This is a genomic window from Variovorax sp. PAMC26660 (assembly GCF_014302995.1).
Lineage (GTDB): Bacteria > Pseudomonadota > Gammaproteobacteria > Burkholderiales > Burkholderiaceae_C > Variovorax.
Genome location: NZ_CP060295.1, coordinates 5,353,273 through 5,371,933, shown reverse-complemented (window position 1 = coordinate 5,371,933; position 18,661 = coordinate 5,353,273). Strand labels below are relative to the sequence as shown.

Sequence of the window (18,661 nt, the reverse complement as noted above, 5' to 3'; positions counted from 1 at the left end):
TGTGCAAAATCAAGCAGCCAGCTTGGCCTTGACCTGCTCCACGATGCCGGCAAAAGCTGCCTTGTCGTGCACGGCGATGTCCGCAAGCATCTTGCGGTCGATCTCGATACCGGCCTTGCGGATACCGTTGGCGAACTGGCTGTAGGTCAGGCCCAGTTCACGCGAGGCGGCGTTGATACGCGCGATCCACAACTGACGGAACACGCGCTTCTTGGTACGGCGGTCACGGTAGGCGTATTGGCCTGCCTTCATCACCGCCTGTTTGGCGACGCGGAAGACATTGCCGCGGCGACCGCGGAAACCCTTGGCGAGTGCGAGAACTTTCTTGTGGCGGGCGCGAGCCGTTACACCACGTTTGACGCGAGGCATGTGTGTACTCCTTGTTCGTCTGAGTTAAATGCCACGGCCGGGCAGCATGGCGGCGACAGAAACCATGTTGGTTTCATGCACTGCGACTGCACCACGGAGGTGACGCTTGTTCTTGGTGGTCTTCTTCGTCAAGATGTGACGCTTGAAGGCTTGACCGCGCTTGACGGTGCCACCGGGACGAACGCGGAAACGTTTTTTCGCGCTGCTCTTGGTCTTCATTTTGGGCATGTAAATGCTCCTATCGTTTGTGCTCGTGAGGCGCCGCGAATACTTCACGGACTTGTTGGCCCCGAGACACTTCTTTATCTCGCCCCTGCCTGCGCTTCTTTCAAAGCGCCGGCAACGGCGAAATCCCTTCAAAACCTCGTCTACTGCAAACGCCTCAGGCGGTTGCCGCGGGTGCCGTTGCCGGCGCAGCTTCTGCTGCCGGCTTTGGAGCACCACCACCGACCTTCTTGCGGCCTGGCGCGATCATCATGATCATTTGCCGACCTTCCAGCTTCGGGAACTGCTCGACCATGATCAGGTCGCCCAGTTCGTCGCGGATGCGCTGCAAGAGTGCCAAGCCGAGTTCCTGGTGCGTGATCTCGCGGCCGCGGAAGCGCAGCGTGATCTTGCATTTATCACCCTCTTCAAGAAAGCGCTTGATATTGCGCATCTTGATGTTGTAGTCGCCATCGTCGGTACCAGGCCGGAACTTGATTTCCTTGACCTCGATGACCTTCTGCTTCGACTTCGCCTCGGCTGCCTTCTTCTGCTCGTGGTACTTGAACTTGCCGTACTCGATCAGGCGGCATACCGGCGGGTTGGCCGCCGCGACGACCTCCACCAGATCCACATCGGCCTCGCCAGCAAGGCGCAAGGCCTCCGAGAGACTCATAACACCCATTGGCTCGTTTTCCGGGCCTACAAGGCGGACTTCCGGGGCCATGATTTCCCGGTTCAGGCGGTGTTGGCGTTCCTCGCGGTGGCGGCGGTCGCGAAATGCAGTAGCGATGGTCAGAATCCTTCAAAATTTGCTACAAAATCTGTAGCGAACGCCGGTCAGTCCTCGCGGACAAGCAGCACGATTTGGCAGGGAAACATATGGGGGTGTTTCAGAGACAAATCAACGCTTGTCAGCAATATCCTGGACGAGCCGTTGCACGAACGATTCGAGGGACATTGCACCGAGGTCTTGATTGCCTCGGGCGCGCACTGCGACGGCACCTGCTTCCTTCTCTTTGTCACCTACGACAAGGATGTAAGGGAGCTTTTGCAACGAATGCTTCCGTATTTTATACGTAATCTTTTCGTTGTGCAGGTCAAGCTGAACCCTAAGCCCTTGATTTTGCAGCGTTTTCGCAACTTGCGCAGCGTAATCGGCCTGTCCTTCGCTGATGTTGAGCACCGCAACCTGCACCGGAGCGAGCCACGCGGGCATGGCGCCGGAGTGGTGTTCGATCAGCATTCCGATGAAGCGCTCCAGGCTGCCGACGATGGCGCGATGCAGCATGACGGGGTGGGCCCGGCCGCTCGATTCCGTGACGTACTCGCCGCCCAGGCGCTCTGCCGTGTTGAAGTCGACCTGCATCGTGCCGCACTGCCACTGGCGTCCGATGGCGTCGCGCAGCGTGTACTCGATCTTGGGGCCGTAGAAGGCGCCGTCGCCGGGCGAGATGATGAAGTCGACGCCCGAGCGGCGCAGCGACTCCATCACCGCGTGCTCAGCCTTGTCCCACAGCTCGTCGGAGCCCACGCGGTTCTCCGGCCGCGTGGCGACCTTGTAGAGGATGTCCGTGAAGCCGAAGTCGGCGTAGACCTTCTGCAGCTGCTCCGTGTAGGCGATGCATTCGTCGAGGATCTGGTCTTCCGTGCAGAAGATGTGCCCATCGTCCTGCGTGAAGCCGCGCACGCGCATGATCCCGTGCAGCGCACCGCTGGGCTCATTGCGATGGCACTGACCGAACTCGCCGTAGCGCAGTGGCAGGTCGCGGTAGCTGCGCAGGTCCGACTTGAAGATCAGCACATGACCCGGGCAGTTCATCGGTTTGAGCGCGTACTCGCGCTTTTCCGATTCCGTCGTGAACATGTTGTCGCGGTAGTTCTGCCAGTGGCCCGTTTTCTCCCAGAGGCTCTTGTCGAGAATCTGCGGACCCTTCACTTCCCAGTAGCCCGTGTCGCGGTAGATGCCGCGCATGTACTGCTCGACCTGCTGCCAGATCGCCCAGCCCTTCGGATGCCAGAACACCACGCCAGGCGCCACTTCATCGATGTGGAACAGGTCGAGTTCCTTGCCCAGCTTTCGGTGGTCGCGCTTCTCGGCTTCCTCGATGCGCTGGATGTACTGGTCGAGCTGCTTCTTGTCGGCCCAGGCCGTGCCGTAGATGCGCTGCAACTGCTCGTTCTTGGCGTCGCCGCGCCAGTAGGCGCCGGCCAGCTTCGTGAGCTTGAAGACCTTCAGGAAACGCGTGTTCGGCACGTGAGGGCCGCGGCACATATCGACGTATTCCTGGTGGTAGTACAGGCCCATGGCCTGCTCGTCGGGCATGTCCTCGACCAGGCGCAGCTTGTAGTCTTCGCCGCGCGACTTGAACACCTCGATCACCTCGGCACGCGGCGTCATCTTCTTGACGACGTCGTAGTCCTGCGCGATCAGCTCGCGCATGCGCGCTTCGATGGCGGCCATGTCCTCGGGCGTGAAGGGGCGTTCGTACGAGATGTCGTAGTAGAAGCCTTCATCGATCACCGGGCCGATCACCATCTTGGCCGTCGGATAGAGCTGCTTCACCGCATGACCGACCAAGTGGGCCGTCGAGTGGCGAATGATCTCCAGGCCCTCGTCGTCCTTGGGCGTGATGATCTGCAGCTTGGCGTCGTGGTCGATGACGTCGCTGGCATCGACGAGCCGGCCGTCGACCTTGCCGGCCACCGTCATCTTGGCGAGCCCGGGTCCGATGGACTGGGCAACCTGAGCCACTGAAACCGGGCCTGGGAACTCGCGGCGGGAGTTGTCGGGAAGCGTGATCTGGATCATGTGAAAACCTCGGGAGAAAAACAAAAAAGCGCGGTGATCGACCGCGCTTTGCTTGGTTTGAAGCTGGAAGAAACCAGCGTGCGCGGGCTACCGGCCTTTTCCTTCGAAGAAGAAAAAGCCGCTGAATCCTTGCGGTGTAGTTCGCGGTGTCATAACCAAGGTGCCTTTCTCGCTCTTGTTGAGTGCAGAGTCCGCAATTCTAGCCGCGGAACGATCAGGACGTGGGCGCGACATTCTTGAGCCCCAGCACCTCGATGGGCTCGATCGAGGGCGGACTGGCGAACTGGGCTGCGGCGTGCGTGAAGTGTGCCTCGAAGGCTGATCGGCTGCGCATTCATTCGCCCATAAAAAAGCCCGACACACGGCCGGGCTTGAAAGTGACAGCGAAAAGATCCGTGTCAGCAGATCAGTGGAACTGCTCTTCTTCGGTCGAACCGGTCAGCGCCGTGACGCTGGACTTGCCGCCCTGGATCACGGTGGTCACGTCGTCGAAGTAACCGGTGCCCACTTCCTGCTGGTGCGACACGAAGGTGTAGCCACGGTCGCGCGCTGCGAATTCGGGCTCCTGCACCTTCTCGACATAAGCCGACATGCCGCGGGCCACATAGTCTTGCGCCAGGTCGAACATGTTGAACCACATCGAGTGGATGCCGGCCAGCGTGATGAACTGGTACTTGTAGCCCATGGCGCCCAGCTCCTTCTGGAACTTGGCAATGGTCGCATCGTCGAGGTTCTTCTTCCAGTTGAACGACGGCGAGCAGTTGTAGGCCAGCATCTTGCCGGGGTGCACCTTGTGAACCGCGTCGGCGAACTTCTTGGCGAACTCCAGGTCGGGCGTGCCGGTTTCGCACCACACCAGATCGGCGTAGTGAGCATAGGCAATGGCGCGGCTGATGGCCTGGTCAATGCCCTTCTTCGTGCGATAGAAGCCTTCGGCGGTGCGTTCACCGGTGATGAAGGGCTTGTCGTTCTCGTCGTAGTCGCTGGTGATCAGGTCGGCCGCTTCCGCATCTGTGCGGGCAATCACGAGCGTCGGCGTGCCGCAGACGTCGGCTGCCATGCGCGCTGCAATCAGCTTTTGCACCGCCTCGGTGGTGGGCACAAGCACCTTGCCACCCATGTGACCGCACTTCTTGACCGAAGCGAGCTGGTCTTCAAAGTGCACGCCACCGGCGCCGGCCTTGATCATGGCCTTCATCAGCTCGAAACCGTTCAGCACGCCGCCGAAACCGGCTTCGGCATCGGCAACGATGGGCGCGAAGTAGTCGGTGTAGCCCTTGTCGCCAGGATTCACGTTCTTCGACCACTGAATCTCATCAGCGCGACGGAAGGTGTTGTTGATGCGCTCGACCACGGTCGGGACCGAGTCCACCGGGTACAGCGACTGGTCGGGGTACATCGAGGCGTAGCTGTTGTTGTCGGCGGCAACTTGCCAGCCCGACAGGTAGATCGCCTTCACGCCGGCCTTGACCTGTTGCATCGCCTGGCCGCCGGTGAGCGCGCCGAGGCAGTTGACGTAGGGCTCGTTGTTCACCAGGTCCCAGAGCTTTTCGGCACCGCGACGAGCCAGCGTGTGCTCGATCGGGAAGGAGCCGCGAAGGCGCACAACGTCGGCGGCGCTGTAGCCGCGCTTGATGCCCTTCCAGCGCGGATTGGTGGCCCAGTCTTTTTCGAGGGCTGCAATCTGCTGTTCGCGGCTCAGTTGTTCTGTGAGGGTCTGGGGCATGGTCACTCCGTGAGGTTGATTGAAGGTTGGGCGCTGCGGCCGTGGAGTTACTGTAATTCGATCGCACACTCTTATGTCTTATAGAAGACATATTTTTCAATCAACAAAATCAACAAGTTACAGAGATATTTCTCAATGCAAAATTATTTTTCTCATATTGAGAAAAAATATTGCGGCGCAGCAGCAGTGAATTTCGCAATGCGCAATCAATCTTTCGGTGGTGAAAACGGCGCCTCGACAGCAGCCGCATGCGCGATCCAGTCGCCGCTTTCGATCACACGGCTACCCGCGATCCGTGTCGGGTGTATCTCGTAGACGAGACAGTCGACCCATTGCGCGTCGAGCGCCACGCGCACCTGGCGTCTGATGTATTCCCCCGAGTCGTCCTCGGCCACTTCTTCGAGACGATCGAGTGCCGCCTCGACTTCGGGCTCGATGCGATAGATCTCCCCCATCACCCGCCCTGCCCCACCCAGCACGACACCCGGGTACGCACCGAGGTCGTACAGCGTGCCGGCGATGCGCCCCTGGCCGACGAACTCAGGCGTCGGCCTGAAGCGAGCGATGTCGTTGCGCCCCTGCCGACGCAGCGTGCCGTAAACAAAAACGTGGGGCATCATCGAATCCGCTCTGTGCAACAACAAAACTCCAGTCTATTGAACTCCGCTGCCCCCGCATCCGGTCGCCTCGTGGCCTATGGCTGCCTGGCCTTGAGCATGTCGCTCGTCGGCGGCTACGTCGCCCTCTCCAAGCCTCTCGTCGCCGCTTTTCCTGTGCTGCTCCTCGCGTGGCTGCGCTTCGGCATCGCGGCAATGGCCATGCCGCATTGGCTCAAGCGCGCACCCGACGAACCGCCGATGACGAGGCACACGCGCTGGCTGGTGTTCCTCGAGTCCTTCCTGGGCAACTTCCTGTTCTCGATCTGCATGCTGTTCGGCGTGAGCATGACGAGCGCGGTATCGGCGGGCGTGATCATGGCGTCGATCCCCGCCGCAGTGGCTGTGGCGAGCTGGCTCTTCCTGCGCGAACGCATCACCGTGCGTATCGGCATGGCCATCGGATGCGCCGCACTCGGCATCGGCCTGCTTGCGCTATCCCCCACACACGCACCCGCATCGCCCGACGCGACGAAGTCGTCGATGCCCTGGCTCGGCAACCTGCTGGTGTTCTGCGCGGTGCTCTGCGAGACCGCCTATGCGGTGATCGGCAAGTCGCTCACCGGGCGGCTCGGCCCCAAGCGCATCGCGTCGCTCATCAACCTCTGGGGCTTCGTGCTCTCCATGCCCTTCGGCATCTGGTTCGCCCTGCAGTTCGACTTCACTGCAGTGCGCTTCGGCACATGGACCCTGCTCGTGGCCTACGCACTGGCCGCAAGCATCTGGACGGTGTGGCTCTGGATGACCGGACTGCGCCATGTACCGGCTGCACAAGCGGGTGTTTTCGCTGTGCTGCTGCCCATCAGCGCGGCCCTTGTCGGCGTGCTGGTGCTGGGCGAAAGCCTCTCCTCGCCACAGCTGCTTGCGTTCGTCATCGCACTCGTGGGCGTGGTGCTCGCGACATGGCCCGGTCGCCGAACGTGAAAAACGGGGCTTCTCCCCTCTGAAAAAACAACAACTCCCAATGAAAAAAGCGCTTTTTCCCTTGGAAACGCGTTTTTTCTCCTTTAGCATCCGCATTGCCACTGGAGACGCAAGTTTTTCATTGGTGAGTGTTCAACCAAAAAAGGAAATCAACCATGGCAACTGCAAAGAAGGCTCCGGCCAAGAAAGCTCCGGCAAAGAAGGCTGCTGCTCCCGCAAAGAAGGCTGCTGCTCCTGCGAAGAAGGCTGCTGCTCCCGCGAAGAAGGCTGCTGCTCCTGCAAAGAAGGCTGCTGCTCCCGCGAAGAAGGCTGCTGCTCCTGCAAAGAAGGCCGCACCCGCAAAGAAGGCTGCTCCCGCCAAGAAGCGCACGCCCAACGCCGCGTTCATGAAGGCCCTGACCCCCAGCCCGGCCCTGGCCGCTGTGGTCGGCTCGACGCCGCTGCCGCGTACCGCTGTCGTGAGCAAGCTGTGGGACTACATCAAGAAGAACAACCTTCAAGACAAGGCCAACAAGCGCAACATCAACGCCGACGCCAAGCTGAAGGAAATCTTCGGCAAGGCCCAAGTCTCGATGTTCGAGCTGGCCGCGCTGATTGGCAAGCACGTCAAGTAAGCACTCAGGGGCCTCGCGCCCTTGAATCAAAAAGCCGGCTCACACCGGCTTTTTTTTCGCCTGCAGCAGGGCCACGCCCTCCTCGAAGAAGCGCGCTGGCGTGCAGCCGAAATGCTTGCGGAAGGTTTCAATGAAGGCACTTACCGAGCTGTAGCCCACCGTCAACGCAACGGTCGTCACCGACTCACCAAGGCTCAGCAACTCCACCGCCTTCAGCAAACGCGCCTGCTGGCGCCATTGCGCAAAGCTCAGCCCGGTCTCCGTTGCGAAGCGACGTGTCAGCGTCCTGCGCGCCATGCCGATGCGATCGGCCCACCGGTCGATGGTGTCGGCCGTGGCCGGATCGTTCGCCAGCGCCGAGGCCATCGTGGCAAGGCGCTTGTCCTGCGGCATCGGCAGGTGAAGCGATGGTCTCTCGCTCGCCGCAAGTTCGTCGATCAGCACCGCGACAAGGCGGGCACGGCGCGCTGCAAAGACGACCGATGACGCATCGAGCGATGTCATCCGGTCCACCAGCCCCTGCACCAGCGGCGTGACCGCAAACACATGAGGCCCGGCCGGCAAGGCGGCCGCCATGGCCGCATCGATGTGCAGGCTCCAGCCCGCAGTGGCACCGAAGCTGTGCGCTGCATGCGCACAGCGTGGCGCGATCCAGCCGATCCAGCCCGGCGGCTGCACCCAGCGTCCCGAAGGCGTCTCGATGACCTGCAGCCCCTCGCGCAAGGCGAACAACTGGCCGTCCTCATGGGCGTGGTAGCCGGTGACGCGCGGCGCCTCGTAGGCGTTGATCCAGAGCTTGACCGGCGTTTCAGCAGCCATGTGCCCCGCCCTTTGGCGACATGGCCCGCACGCGGTATCGATTGGCCCGGCCCCGCAAGACCTGGGCGGCTCTGCTGCCTAGCATCGAGTTCATCTTCACAACGCCTTCAAAGGAACGCTCATGCAAGCCCAGGATGTATTGCCCGACGGACAGGACTTCGTCGTCAGGAATGGCCTCACATTGCGCAAAGGGTCGGTCGGCGCCTTCCTCGTCAACGCGCAGTTGCTGCAAGACCCGAACGCCACGCCCGAAACGCGGCAGGCGGCCGAGCGCGACTTGATCTCGCTGCTGCCAGCCCTCGAAGCATTGGGCCTGTTCGACGTGTTCGATCTGCGCTCGCCGGCCTTGCGAGACGAGGTGGCCCGTCATCGCGCGGCGCTCAACCCTGCGCCTGCGACTGCTTCGCCGCGCGCGTGATCGACGCCAGCGTGCCGCGCGTGGTGATCACCTCGGGGTCGAGCGGAATCTCGATCAGCGTGCCGGTGTCGGCGGCCAGCGCACGCAGCAACGCAGCCTCGAACTGCGACGTCTCCGTCACCCGCTCGGCCGCATAGCCATAAGCACGCGCGAGCCCGCAGAAATCGGGGTTGCGCAGCGCGGTGCCGCTGGTGCGTTCGGGGTACTCGCGCTCCTGGTGCATGCGGATCGTGCCGAACATGCCGTTGTTCAGCAGCACGATGATGCTTTTGCCGCCGTGCTGCGAAGCTGTTGCCAGCTCCTGTCCGGTCATCAAAAAATCGCCGTCACCCGCAATGGTGAAGGCCACGCGCCCGGTTGCCAGGTTGGCCGCGATGCCCGCGGGCACGCCGTAGCCCATGGCGCCGCTGGTCGGCGCCAGTTGCGTCTTGCACCCCTTCGTCAGCCCGTGGCAACGGAAGTAGCGATGCACCCAGCTCGCGAAGTTGCCGGCGCCATTGGTGATCGCCGCGTCCGGCGGCAGGTGCTTTTGCAGCAGCGCGATCACGGCCGCCATGTCGACTGCGCCGCGCGGTGCTTCTGCCGGCATGCCGGCCAGCGCCTGCGGCACGCAGTTGGCCTCGTAGTCGGCATGTGCCTGCGCGGTCCACTCTTCCCACGGCAACGTGTTGGGCGCGCTCAGCACTTCGAGGCTGCGCGCGGCGGCGCTCATGCCGGCGTTGATCGCCAGGTCGGCCTGATAGACGCGGTTCAGCTCCTCGGCACTCGCATGAATGTGCACCAGCGTCTGCTTCGCCTTGGGCGCTTCGAGCAGCGTGTAGCCGCCGGTCGTCATCTCACCGAGGCGCGGGCCGATGGCAAGGATCAGGTCGGCATCCTTCACGCGTTGCGCGAGCTTCGGGTTGATGGCGATGCCGACGTCACCCGCGTACAGCGGATGATGGTTGTCGAAGGTGTCCTGATAGCGGAAGGCGTTGGTCACCGGCAGGCGCCAGTTCTCGGCAAAGCGCTGCAGCGCCTGCGCGGCCTGCGTCGTCCAGCCGCCACCGCCGGCAATCACCAGCGGGCGCTGCGACTTCAGCAGCAGTTCGCGCAAGGTGCGCAGCGCACCGGGGTCGCTCCATGGCTGCACCGCCTCCACGCGCGGCAAGGGCCTCGAGGCGGTCTCGGTGCGCAGCATGTCTTCGGGTAGCACCAGTACCACCGGCCCCGGCCGCCCATTCATCGCCGTGGCGAAAGCACGCGCCACGTACTCCGGAATGCGGTTCGCGTCGTCGATGCGCTCCACGCGCTTGGCAAAGCCCTTGGTGCTCGGGCCGAAGAAGCTGCCGTAGTCGACCTCCTGGAAAGCCTCGCGGTCGCGAAAGTCGCTGCCGACATCGCCCACGAGCAACACCATCGGCGTCGAATCCTGAAAAGCGTTGTGCACGCCGATCGACGCATTGGTCGCGCCCGGCCCGCGCGTCACGAAGCACACGCCCGGCCGCCCGGTGAGCTTGCCGTGCGCGTCGGCCATGAAGGCCGCGCCGCCCTCCTGCCGATTGACGATGAAGCGTGCGCGATCGCGGTACGCATGAAAGCCGTCGAGCACCGCCAGAAAGCTTTCGCCCGGCACGCCGAATGCGATCTCCATGCCCTGCGCGATCAGGCACTCGACGATCAGGTGGCCTGCGGGTTGTGATGTACTCATGAGAAGTCGAACCTCAGCTGCGAATGTCTCCGGCAATTATGTGCGCCCGCCCTTCACGTCTTGCGTTAATTCCCCAATTGGTTAAATTCGCGCCATGAAGGCCTCCAAGGATTCCACCGCCGAAACGATTGAGCCGCGCTCGCGCGACGCCGACCGTTCGCAACTCGCCATCCTCGCGTCAGCGCGCGACGAGTTCTCCGCCCGCGGGCTGGCCGGTGCGCGCATGGACAGCATCGCGGAACGCGCGGGCCTGAACAAGCGCCTCATCTACTACTACTTCGGCAGCAAGGACGACCTGTTCCTCGCAGTGCTGGAGCGCACCTACGCCGACATCCGCGAGGCCGAGCAGCGACTGCACCTCGACGAGATCGAGCCGGTCGAGGCGATCCGCCAGCTGGTCTCGTTCACCTGGCACTACTACCTGGAGCACCCCGAGTTCATCACGCTGCTCAACAGCGAGAACCTGCATTGCGCCGCGCACCTGAAGCGCTCCGACCGCATCCAGGAAATGAACTCGCCGCTGGTGCAACTGCTCGACACCGTGCTGGAGCGCGGCAAGAAGGACAACCTGTTCCGCGCAGGCGTCGATCCGGTGCAGCTGTACATCTCGATCGCGTCGCTCTGCTACTTCTACCTCTCGAACAACCACACGCTCTCGGCCATCTTCGGCCGCGACCTGCGTGCGCCCAAGGCGATGGCGCAACGCCTCTCGCACATGACCGACCTGGTCCTGGGCTACGTCCTTCACTGAGCCGGCAGGCTTCTCCGGCACCTCGGGTATCTACTAGGCAGCGGCGGTTGACGCTGTGAGGCGGGCCTTTCTAAAATCGTTAATTCACTTAATGGTGAATTGATCGACCCAAGAAAGCGGCCCGACCGCGCGGAGACAACCTTGAAGCAACTTGCACGCACCACCGCCGTGACCGCACTCGCGGCGCTGGCCAGTCTGGCCGCCCTGCTGCCGGGCGTGGCCTTCGCGCAGAACGGCTACCCCACGAAGCCGATCCGCGTGATCGTTCCCTTCGCGGCAGGCAGCACCACCGACATCATTGCCCGCGCCATCGCCGACAAGATGGGCACCAGCATGGGCCAGGTGCTGGTGATCGACAACCGCGGCGGCGCCAGCGGCACCATCGGCCAACAGGCGGTGGCCACGGCCGCGCCCGACGGCTACACGATCATGATTCACTCGTCCTCGCACACGGTGAGCCCGTCGACCTTCGCCAAGCTGCCCTTCGACACGGTGCACGACTTCGCGGGCATCACGCCGATCTCGTCGCTCCCCAACGCGCTGGTCATCTCGCCCTCGAAGAACATCAAGACGCTGCCGCAGTTGCTGGCCGCGGCCCGCGCCAAGCCGGGCAGCATGAACTTCGCTTCGGCCGGCCAGGGCAGCGCCACGCACCTGAACGCCGAGAAGTTCAAGATGGCCGCGAAGATCGACGCGACCAACATCCCCTTCAAGGGATCGGGCGAGGCCGTGACCGAAGTGCTGTCGGGCCGCGTCGACTACTACTTCTCGCCCATCGCCCCGGTGATCGGCCAGATCAAGGAAGGCCAGTTGCTGGCGCTGGCCGTCGGCTCGCCCAAGCGCGCCGCCGCCCTGCCCGACGTGCCCACCACCACCGAGGCTGGCGTGCCCGGCTCCGAGTTCAACTTCTGGATCGGAATGATGGCGCCCGCCAAGACGCCGCGCGACGTGGTCGATCGCCTGCACGCCGAGGTCACCAAGGCCCTGGCCACGCCCGAGGTGAAAGAGCGCTTTCTCAAGCTCGGCGCCGACGCCTGGACGCTCAAGCCCGCGCAGTTCGATGCCTACATCAAGGACGAGATCGCAAGCAACGCCGAACTCGTGAAGGCCGCCGGCCTTTCCGTTCAACAGTAACCCAGCACGCAAGAAAGCCCCGGCCGTCGCCATGCTCCGCAAGCTCCTGCGCTTCCCCGCCCTGCGCCCTTTCATCCTGATCCTGTTGCTGCTGGTGCTGTGGGACCTGGCGATTCGCCTGTTCAAGATTCCGGCCTACCTCGTGCCGCCGCCGTGGGAGGTCGTGAAACAGTTGATCGCCGAATGGCCGCGCCTGCTCAGCGAAAGCTGGAAGACCACGCTGGCCACGCTCGGCGGCTTCGGGCTGACCATCCTCATCGGTATTCCGATGGCGATGGTGATTGCCTACTCGCGCGTCGTCGAGTCGTACGTGTACCCGCTGCTGGTGTTCTCGCAGAGCATCCCGAAGGTGGCGATTGCGCCGCTGTTCGTGGTGTGGTTCGGCTTCGGCATCTTCCCGAAGGTGATCAGCGCCTTCCTGCTGGGCTTCTTCCCGGTGGTGGTGTCAACCGTGATGGGCTTCAAGTCGGTCGAGCCCGACATGCTCGACCTCTCGCGCTCGATGGGCGCAAGCCGCCTGCAGACCTTCTTCAAGATCAGCCTGCCGCAAGCCCTGCCCCAGATCTTCAGCGGCCTGAAGGTGTCCGTCACGCTGGCCGTGGTGGGTGCGGTGGTCGGTGAATTCGTCGGCTCCAACTCGGGCATCGGCTATGTGCTGCAGGTGGCCAACGGCAACTTCGACCTGCCTCTGATGTTTGCCGCGCTGGTGGTGCTGTCGAGCATCGGCGTGATCCTTTTCGTCGCGGTCGATCTGATCGAGCGCGTGATGATTCCGTGGCACGCCTCGCAGCGCCACGCCCACTGAGTTCCTTCGCCACACACCAACAAAGTCCGGAGACAAAGACCATGAAGAAACTGCTTCCCTCGCTGCTCGCCGTCGCGGCGCTCGCCACCTTCGCCATCGCCCCGGCACATGCCCAGGGCGACAAACCGAAGGACAAGGTCACGCTGATGCTCAACTGGTACCTGTACAGCGAGCACGCGCCCTTCTTCCTGGGCAAGGAAAAGGGCTTCTATGCCGACGAAGGCATCGACCTGGACATCCAGGAAGGCCGCGGCTCCGCCGTCACCGCGCAGGCGGTGGCCGCCAAGTCCGCCACCTTCGGCTACATCGACGTGACCACCATGATCAAGGCCGCCGCCAAGGGCGCGCCGCTGAAATCGACCGGCGTGCTGTTCCAGGTGAGCCCGATGTCGGTCATGGGCTTCACCGAGAAGAACATCAAGACCCCGAAGGACATCATCGGCAAGACCGTGGCCGTCACGCCCGGCGACTCGATGTCGCAGATGTGGCCGCTGTTCCTGAAGGTCAACAACATCAAGCCCGACCAGGTGAAGATCGTCTCGGGTGACGGCCAGACCAAGCTCAATGCCGTGACCAGCGGCCAGGCCGACCTGCTGCTGGGCTACGTGATGGACCAGGCCATCAAGCTGCAGGATGCCACCGGCAAGCCCGTGACGCCCATTCGCTTTGCCGATTCGGGCGTCAACCAGATCAGCTCCGGAATCATCACCAACAAGAACCTGTTGACCGAGAACCCCGACCTCGTGAAGCGCTTCATGCGCGCCTCGACCAAGGCGGCCGAAGCTGCCGAGAAGAGCCCGGAAGCGGCCGTCGACGCCATGCTCAAGGCCAACCCGAAAGCCGGTGTGCGCGACACGCTGATCGTTGGCATGAAGCAGAGCGTGGCGCTCTTCCACACGAAGGAAACAGCCAACCAGCGCCCCTACCGCGTGACGATGAAGAATGTCAGCGACTCGCTCGACCTGCTGGTGCAGTACGGCGGCATGGATGCATCGACGCGCGGCAAGCCCGAGGACTACGTGACCCTCGACTTCCTGCCCAACTGATCCCGTCTCGCCACTTTTCCGCGCGCTCGCTGCAGCTTCAACCTTCCACGCACCCATGTCCCAAGTCCCTCTGATCGAAGCGCGCGGCGTCTCGAAGACCTACCCCAGCAAGGACGGCCCGGTCGAGTCGCTCAAGCCGCTCGACTTCGCCATCCACGAAGGCGAGTTCGTCTCGGTCGTCGGCCCCTCAGGCTGCGGCAAGAGCACGCTGCTGAAGATGGTGGCGGGCTTGCTGCCGATCAGCGGCGGTGAACTCACGCTGGCCGGCAAGCCGATCAACGGGCCGCAGAAGGACGTGGGCATCGTGTTCCAGAGCGCAGTGCTGCTGCCCTGGCGCAGCGTGGAAGACAACATCCTGCTGCAGGCCGAGATGCGCCATCTGCCCAAGGCGGCGTCGCAAACCCGCGCACGCGCGCTGATGGAAATGGCTGGCCTCAAGGGCTTCGAGAGCAAGTACCCCTGGCAACTCTCGGGCGGCATGCAGCAACGCGCGTCGATCTGCCGCGCGCTGCTGCACGACCCGTCGGTGCTGCTGATGGACGAGCCCTTCGGCGCCCTCGACGCGATGACGCGCGAGAAGATGAACCTGGAACTGCAGCGCATCTGGATGGCCTCGAAGAAGACGGTGATGCTGATCACCCACAGCATCCCCGAAGCCATCTTCCTGTCGGACCGCGTGATCGTGATGAGCGAGCGGCCCGGCACCATCGCCGCCGTGTACGACATCGATCTGCCGCGCGCCCGCACGCTCGACATGATGGCCTCGGCCGAGTTCGGTGCGTACACGAAGCTGGTGCGCGCGCATTTCTTTTCCCAGGGCATCCTGGACCACTGAAAGCGCCCCCATGGATGCGATCCGCTTTCACGTCGAAGAGATCCGTTTCGCCGAACGCAACGTGGCGCTGCGGCTGCCGTTCCGCTTCGGCGCGGCCACCGTCACCGCCTGCCCGCAGGTCTACGTGAAGGCCCGCATCCGCCTGCCGGACGGCCGCACGGCCGAAGGCTGCGCCGCCGAGATGATGGTGCCCAAGTGGTTCGACAAGAACCCGGCCCTGACCAACGAACAGAACTTCGAGCAGTTGCGCTTTGCCCTGCGCGATGCGCGAGAGGCCTACACCGGCGAGGCCGATGCACAGACCGCGTGGACGCACTTCGCGTCGAACTACGCTACGTTGCAGGCACGCGCGAAAGCCCAGGGCCTGCAACCGCTGGTGGCGAGCTACGGCCCCGCGCTGATCGACCGCGCCCTGCTCGATGCGCTTTGCCTGCACAGCGGTGTGAGCTTTGCGGCCGCGATGAGCAGCAACCTCTGCGGCATCGACATCGCCGGCAGCGGGCTGGCCGACGATCTGGCCGGCTTCGACATGGCTGCCTTCCTTGCGCGACAGGCACCACGCAACCAAATCGCCGCACGCCACACGGTCGGTCTGGCCGATGCCATCGACGACGCCGAGCCCCAGCCCGACGCACCCGCCGACGGCATGCCGACCACGCTCGCAGCCGCCGTGCGCCGCTACGGCCTCACGCACTTCAAGCTCAAGCTGTGCGGCGAAACCGCGCAGGACATCGACCGGCTCCAACGGATCGCCCGCGTGATCGACGGCCCTGCGCAGCTCGTCACGCTGGACGGCAACGAACAGTACGCCGACGCGGACGCCTTCGGCGCCTTCCTCGACCGCATGCTCTCCACGCCTGCGCTGCAACAACTGGTGCACAAGACCGTGTTCGTCGAACAGCCCATTCGCCGGGATGCCGCGCTGCAGCGCGATGTGTCCGCGCTGGGTGCACGCATTCCGCTGCTGATCGATGAATCTGACGCCACGCTCGATGCCTTCGTGCAGGGCCGCGCGCTCGGTTACACCGGCGTGTCGAGCAAAAGCTGCAAGGGCTTCTACAAGTCGGTCGTCAACGCCGCGCGCTGTGCGCACTGGAATGCGGCCTCCGACAAGCCCCGCTACTTTCTCTCGGGCGAAGACCTGACCATGCAGGCCGGCATCGGCGTGCAGCAAGACCTGGCGCTGGTTGCGTGGCTCGGACTCTCGCACGTCGAGCGCAACGGCCACCACTACGTCAACGGACTCGCTGCCGCGCCCGAAGCCGAGCAGCAGGCCTTGCTGAAGCTGCACCCAGGCCTCTACGAACTGAGCGACGGCGCCGTGCGCCTCGCCATCCGCGACGGACAGCTCGACCTGTCGTCGCTCGGCACAGTGCCCGGTTTTTCCACCGGCAAGCCCGGCGCCGGCATCTCCTGGGACGCCATGCGTTCCGTCTACTGAAGCGCCCCTTCTCTCTCTATCTCTCTCTCGCATCTCAAGGAAGAAAACGATGGCCACCCAACGTCTAGGAATCATCATGCACGGCGTCACCGGCCGCATGGGCATGAACCAGCATCTGATCCGCTCGATCTGCGCCATTCGCGCGCAAGGCGGCGTCACGCTGTCGAACGGCGACAAGGTGATGCCCGACCCGATCCTCATCGGCCGCAACGCCGAGAAGATGGAAGCGCTTGCCAAGACCCACAACATCGCGCGCTGGGGCACCGATCTCGACAAGGCACTGGAGAACAAGGACGACACCATCTTCTTCGACGCCGGCACCACGCAGATGCGCCCCACGCTGCTGGCCAAGGCCATCCGCGCCGGCAAGCACGTGTACTGCGAGAAGCCGATCGCCACCAACCTCAATGAAGCCGTCGAAGTTGCGCGCCTGGCCGAAGGCTCCGGCCTGAAGCACGGCGCCGTGCAAGACAAGCTCTTCCTGCCCGGCCTGCGCAAGCTCGACATGCTGCGCCGCGCCGGCTTCTTCGGCCGCATGCTCAGCGTGCGCCTGGAGTTCGGCTATTGGGTGTTCGAGGGCGACCTGCAGCCCATCCAGCGCCCGAGCTGGAACTACCGCAAGGAAGACGGCGGCGGCATGATCCTGGACATGATGTGCCACTGGCGCTACGTGCTGGACAATCTGTTCGGCGAAGTGAAGTCGGTGTCGTGCATCGGCGCGACGCACATCCCCAAGCGCTGGGACGAAGCCGGCAAGCCCTACGAGGCCACCGCCGACGACGCGGCCTACGCCACCTGCGAGCTGACCGGCCACAACGGCGAACCGGTCATCGCACAGATCAACATGAGCTGGGTCACTCGCGTGCGCCGCGACGACCTCGTGACCTTCCACGTCGATGGCACCGATGGCTCCGCAGTGGCGGGCCTGTCGAGCTGCCGCGCCCAGTCGCGCGTGGCCACGCCGCGCCCGGTGTGGAACCCCGATGAAAAGCAGATGATGAATTTCTTCGACCAGTGGCAGGAGATTCCGGACTCGCAGGTCTACGACAACGGCTTCAAGATTCAGTGGGAGCACTTCATTCGCCATGTGGTGGAGAACGAGCCCTACAAGTGGACACTGCCCGAAGGCGCCAAGGGCGTGCAACTGGTCGAGGCCGCGCTCGAATCGTGGAAAGACCGCCGCTGGGTCGACGTGCCCGTGCTGAAGGTCTGAAGAAGAAGCCATGGCACTTTCGCTGACCCTCCCCACCGCGAGCGGATCGCTCGCGCCTTACGCGCTGCGCGGCACCACGCCAGCGAAGCCCGATGCGGGCGTGAAGTTCAACCGCATCGTCTACTCGGCCGCGCACGTCGTGGCCGATCCGCTCGCAGTCATCGACCCGTGGCTGCAATGCGCGGTCGACTGGGACACCACCATCGCCTACCGCCGCCACCTGTTCTCGCTGGGCCTGGGCGTGGCGGAAGCCATGGACACCGCACAGCGCGGCATGGGCCTCGATTGGCCCACCTCGCTCGAACTGATCCGCCGCTCGCTCGATGCCGCAAAGGACGTGCCCGGCGCGCTGGTGGCTTCGGGCTGCGGCACCGATCACTTGAACATCGACGACGTGAAGAGCGTCGACGACGTGATCCGCGGCTACGAAGAGCAGATGGCCGCCATCGAGGCACTGGGCGGCAAGCTGATCGTGATGGCCAGCCGCGCACTGGCTCGCGTCGCGAAAAGCCCCGCCGACTACGAGCGCGTATACGACCGCATCCTGAGCCAGGCGAAACAGCCGGTGGTGCTGCACTGGCTGGGCGACATGTTCGACCCCGCGCTGGCAGGCTACTGGGGCACGAAGGATGTCGACGCGGCCATGGACACGGCGCTCGGCATCATCGCCGCGCACCCCGACAAGGTCGATGGCATCAAGATCTCCCTGCTCGACAAGGACAAGGAAATCGCGATGCGCCGGCGGCTGCCAAGTGGCGTTCGCATGTACACCGGTGACGACTTCAACTATGCCGAGCTGATTGCCGGCGACGGCTTCGGCAGCGAACCGATGCACGGCAAGAGCGACGCCCTGCTGGGCATCTTCGACGCCATCGCGCCGGCAGCGAGCGCCGCATTGGGCGCACTGGCCCAGGGCAACACCGAGAAGTTCCACGCGATCCTCGGCCCCACGGTGCCGCTGTCGCGCCACATCTTCGCGTCGCCCACGCGCTTCTACAAGACCGGCGTGGTGTTCATGGCCTGGCTCAACGGCCACCAGAAGCACTTCACGATGGTGGGCGGCCAGCAGAGCACGCGCTCGCTGCAGCACTTCGCCGAACTGTTCCGGCTGGCCGATGCGGCCAACCTGTTGGAGCAGCCGGAGCTGGCGGTGCAGCGCATGAAGACGATGCTCGCGCTGCACGGCGTGGAAGGTTGATGGCCA

The 18,661-nt window shown here is 63.7% G+C and carries 19 protein-coding genes; 11 read left to right on the top strand and 8 right to left on the bottom strand.

Annotation, left to right across the window (positions count from 1 at the left end):
* Positions 1-9: 9 nt before the first annotated feature.
* From rplT to H7F35_RS25310, 6 genes are all read right to left on the bottom strand, one after another.
* Entirely contained in the window at positions 10-369 is a 360-nt protein-coding gene (gene rplT, locus H7F35_RS25335; RefSeq protein WP_007832499.1) for a 50S ribosomal protein L20, read from the bottom strand.
* 24 nt (positions 370-393) lie between these two features.
* A complete protein-coding gene (rpmI, locus tag H7F35_RS25330; protein WP_007832497.1) occupies positions 394-597 on the bottom strand; it encodes a 50S ribosomal protein L35 in 204 nt (67 codons plus the stop codon).
* Between the two features lie 154 nt (positions 598-751).
* Positions 752-1,300 (bottom strand): translation initiation factor IF-3, encoded by a 549-nt coding sequence (infC, locus tag H7F35_RS25325; protein ID WP_261803340.1) that lies wholly within the window; start codon positions 1,298-1,300, stop codon positions 752-754.
* Positions 1,301-1,477: 177 nt separating this feature from the next.
* Positions 1,478-3,385: a threonine--tRNA ligase gene (gene thrS, locus H7F35_RS25320; protein WP_187109311.1), complete on the bottom strand. Its 1,908-nt coding sequence runs from the start codon at positions 3,383-3,385 to the stop codon at positions 1,478-1,480.
* A gap of 406 nt (positions 3,386-3,791) precedes the next feature.
* Positions 3,792-5,111: an isocitrate lyase gene (gene aceA / locus H7F35_RS25315; RefSeq protein WP_187109310.1), complete on the bottom strand. Its 1,320-nt coding sequence runs from the start codon at positions 5,109-5,111 to the stop codon at positions 3,792-3,794.
* A 206-nt stretch (positions 5,112-5,317) separates the two neighbouring features.
* Positions 5,318-5,731: a gamma-glutamylcyclotransferase gene (locus H7F35_RS25310; protein WP_187109309.1), complete on the bottom strand. Its 414-nt coding sequence runs from the start codon at positions 5,729-5,731 to the stop codon at positions 5,318-5,320.
* 36 nt (positions 5,732-5,767) lie between these two features.
* Between H7F35_RS25310 and H7F35_RS25305 the strand changes: the two genes are divergently transcribed.
* Both H7F35_RS25305 and H7F35_RS25300 read left to right on the top strand, forming a co-directional pair.
* Positions 5,768-6,691 carry a DMT family transporter gene (locus H7F35_RS25305; protein ID WP_187109308.1) on the top strand — a complete coding sequence of 308 codons (924 nt, stop codon included), beginning with the start codon at positions 5,768-5,770 and terminating at the stop codon, positions 6,689-6,691.
* Positions 6,692-6,846: 155 nt separating this feature from the next.
* Complete coding sequence (locus H7F35_RS25300; protein ID WP_187109307.1) at positions 6,847-7,305, top strand: SWIB/MDM2 domain-containing protein; 459 nt, start codon at positions 6,847-6,849, stop codon at positions 7,303-7,305.
* Between the two features lie 39 nt (positions 7,306-7,344).
* On the opposite strand, the gene H7F35_RS25295 is transcribed toward H7F35_RS25300, so the two are convergent.
* Positions 7,345-8,124 (bottom strand): AraC family transcriptional regulator, encoded by a 780-nt coding sequence (locus tag H7F35_RS25295; protein WP_187109306.1) that lies wholly within the window; start codon positions 8,122-8,124, stop codon positions 7,345-7,347.
* A 121-nt stretch (positions 8,125-8,245) separates the two neighbouring features.
* On the opposite strand from H7F35_RS25295, the gene H7F35_RS25290 reads away from it, so the two are divergent.
* Entirely contained in the window at positions 8,246-8,542 is a 297-nt protein-coding gene (locus H7F35_RS25290; protein WP_187109305.1) for a hypothetical protein, read from the top strand.
* On the opposite strand, the gene H7F35_RS25285 is transcribed toward H7F35_RS25290, so the two are convergent.
* Positions 8,505-10,232, bottom strand: coding sequence for a thiamine pyrophosphate-binding protein (locus tag H7F35_RS25285; RefSeq protein WP_187109304.1), 1,728 nt, complete (start codon positions 10,230-10,232; stop codon positions 8,505-8,507). The two genes, H7F35_RS25290 and H7F35_RS25285, sit on opposite strands and share 38 nt — an antisense overlap.
* Before the next feature lie 94 nt (positions 10,233-10,326).
* Between H7F35_RS25285 and H7F35_RS25280 the strand changes: the two genes are divergently transcribed.
* The 8 genes from H7F35_RS25280 to H7F35_RS25245 all read left to right on the top strand — a co-directional run bounded on the left by H7F35_RS25280 (position 10,327) and on the right by H7F35_RS25245 (position 18,655).
* Complete coding sequence (locus H7F35_RS25280; protein ID WP_187109303.1) at positions 10,327-10,983, top strand: TetR/AcrR family transcriptional regulator; 657 nt, start codon at positions 10,327-10,329, stop codon at positions 10,981-10,983.
* 141 nt (positions 10,984-11,124) lie between these two features.
* Positions 11,125-12,117 carry a tripartite tricarboxylate transporter substrate binding protein gene (locus tag H7F35_RS25275; RefSeq protein WP_187109302.1) on the top strand — a complete coding sequence of 331 codons (993 nt, stop codon included), beginning with the start codon at positions 11,125-11,127 and terminating at the stop codon, positions 12,115-12,117.
* Positions 12,118-12,148: 31 nt separating this feature from the next.
* A complete protein-coding gene (locus tag H7F35_RS25270) occupies positions 12,149-12,922 on the top strand; it encodes an ABC transporter permease (protein ID WP_187109301.1) in 774 nt (257 codons plus the stop codon).
* A gap of 41 nt (positions 12,923-12,963) precedes the next feature.
* The gene (locus tag H7F35_RS25265) at positions 12,964-13,968 is read left to right on the top strand and encodes an ABC transporter substrate-binding protein (RefSeq protein ID WP_187109300.1); all 1,005 of its coding nucleotides are present in this window, start codon (positions 12,964-12,966) and stop codon (positions 13,966-13,968) included.
* A gap of 55 nt (positions 13,969-14,023) precedes the next feature.
* A complete protein-coding gene (locus H7F35_RS25260; RefSeq protein ID WP_187109299.1) occupies positions 14,024-14,803 on the top strand; it encodes an ABC transporter ATP-binding protein in 780 nt (259 codons plus the stop codon).
* A gap of 10 nt (positions 14,804-14,813) precedes the next feature.
* The gene (locus tag H7F35_RS25255) at positions 14,814-16,244 is read left to right on the top strand and encodes an enolase C-terminal domain-like protein (RefSeq protein ID WP_187109298.1); all 1,431 of its coding nucleotides are present in this window, start codon (positions 14,814-14,816) and stop codon (positions 16,242-16,244) included.
* A 49-nt stretch (positions 16,245-16,293) separates the two neighbouring features.
* Complete coding sequence (locus H7F35_RS25250; protein WP_187109297.1) at positions 16,294-17,457, top strand: Gfo/Idh/MocA family protein; 1,164 nt, start codon at positions 16,294-16,296, stop codon at positions 17,455-17,457.
* Between the two features lie 10 nt (positions 17,458-17,467).
* Positions 17,468-18,655 (top strand): dihydrodipicolinate synthase family protein, encoded by a 1,188-nt coding sequence (locus H7F35_RS25245; RefSeq protein ID WP_187109296.1) that lies wholly within the window; start codon positions 17,468-17,470, stop codon positions 18,653-18,655.
* Positions 18,656-18,661 lie beyond the last annotated feature (6 nt).

Bases quoted from the DNA above. Each gene is read 5' to 3' on its own strand.
- rplT (WP_007832499.1), bottom strand. From the start codon at position 369: ATGCCTCGCGTCAAACGTGGTGTAACGGCTCGCGCCCGCCACAAGAAA.
- rpmI (WP_007832497.1), bottom strand. From the start codon at position 597: ATGCCCAAAATGAAGACCAAGAGCAGCGCGAAAAAACGTTTCCGCGTT.
- infC (WP_261803340.1), bottom strand. From the start codon at position 1,300: ATGGCCCCGGAAGTCCGCCTTGTAGGCCCGGAAAACGAGCCAATGGGT.
- thrS (WP_187109311.1), bottom strand. From the start codon at position 3,385: ATGATCCAGATCACGCTTCCCGACAACTCCCGCCGCGAGTTCCCAGGC.
- aceA (WP_187109310.1), bottom strand. From the start codon at position 5,111: ATGCCCCAGACCCTCACAGAACAACTGAGCCGCGAACAGCAGATTGCA.
- H7F35_RS25310 (WP_187109309.1), bottom strand. From the start codon at position 5,731: ATGATGCCCCACGTTTTTGTTTACGGCACGCTGCGTCGGCAGGGGCGC.
- H7F35_RS25300 (WP_187109307.1), top strand. From the start codon at position 6,847: ATGGCAACTGCAAAGAAGGCTCCGGCCAAGAAAGCTCCGGCAAAGAAG.
- H7F35_RS25295 (WP_187109306.1), bottom strand. From the start codon at position 8,124: ATGGCTGCTGAAACGCCGGTCAAGCTCTGGATCAACGCCTACGAGGCG.
- H7F35_RS25290 (WP_187109305.1), top strand. From the start codon at position 8,246: ATGCAAGCCCAGGATGTATTGCCCGACGGACAGGACTTCGTCGTCAGG.
- H7F35_RS25285 (WP_187109304.1), bottom strand. From the start codon at position 10,232: ATGAGTACATCACAACCCGCAGGCCACCTGATCGTCGAGTGCCTGATC.
- H7F35_RS25280 (WP_187109303.1), top strand. From the start codon at position 10,327: ATGAAGGCCTCCAAGGATTCCACCGCCGAAACGATTGAGCCGCGCTCG.
- H7F35_RS25270 (WP_187109301.1), top strand. From the start codon at position 12,149: ATGCTCCGCAAGCTCCTGCGCTTCCCCGCCCTGCGCCCTTTCATCCTG.
- H7F35_RS25265 (WP_187109300.1), top strand. From the start codon at position 12,964: ATGAAGAAACTGCTTCCCTCGCTGCTCGCCGTCGCGGCGCTCGCCACC.
- H7F35_RS25260 (WP_187109299.1), top strand. From the start codon at position 14,024: ATGTCCCAAGTCCCTCTGATCGAAGCGCGCGGCGTCTCGAAGACCTAC.
- H7F35_RS25255 (WP_187109298.1), top strand. From the start codon at position 14,814: ATGGATGCGATCCGCTTTCACGTCGAAGAGATCCGTTTCGCCGAACGC.
- H7F35_RS25250 (WP_187109297.1), top strand. From the start codon at position 16,294: ATGGCCACCCAACGTCTAGGAATCATCATGCACGGCGTCACCGGCCGC.
- H7F35_RS25245 (WP_187109296.1), top strand. From the start codon at position 17,468: ATGGCACTTTCGCTGACCCTCCCCACCGCGAGCGGATCGCTCGCGCCT.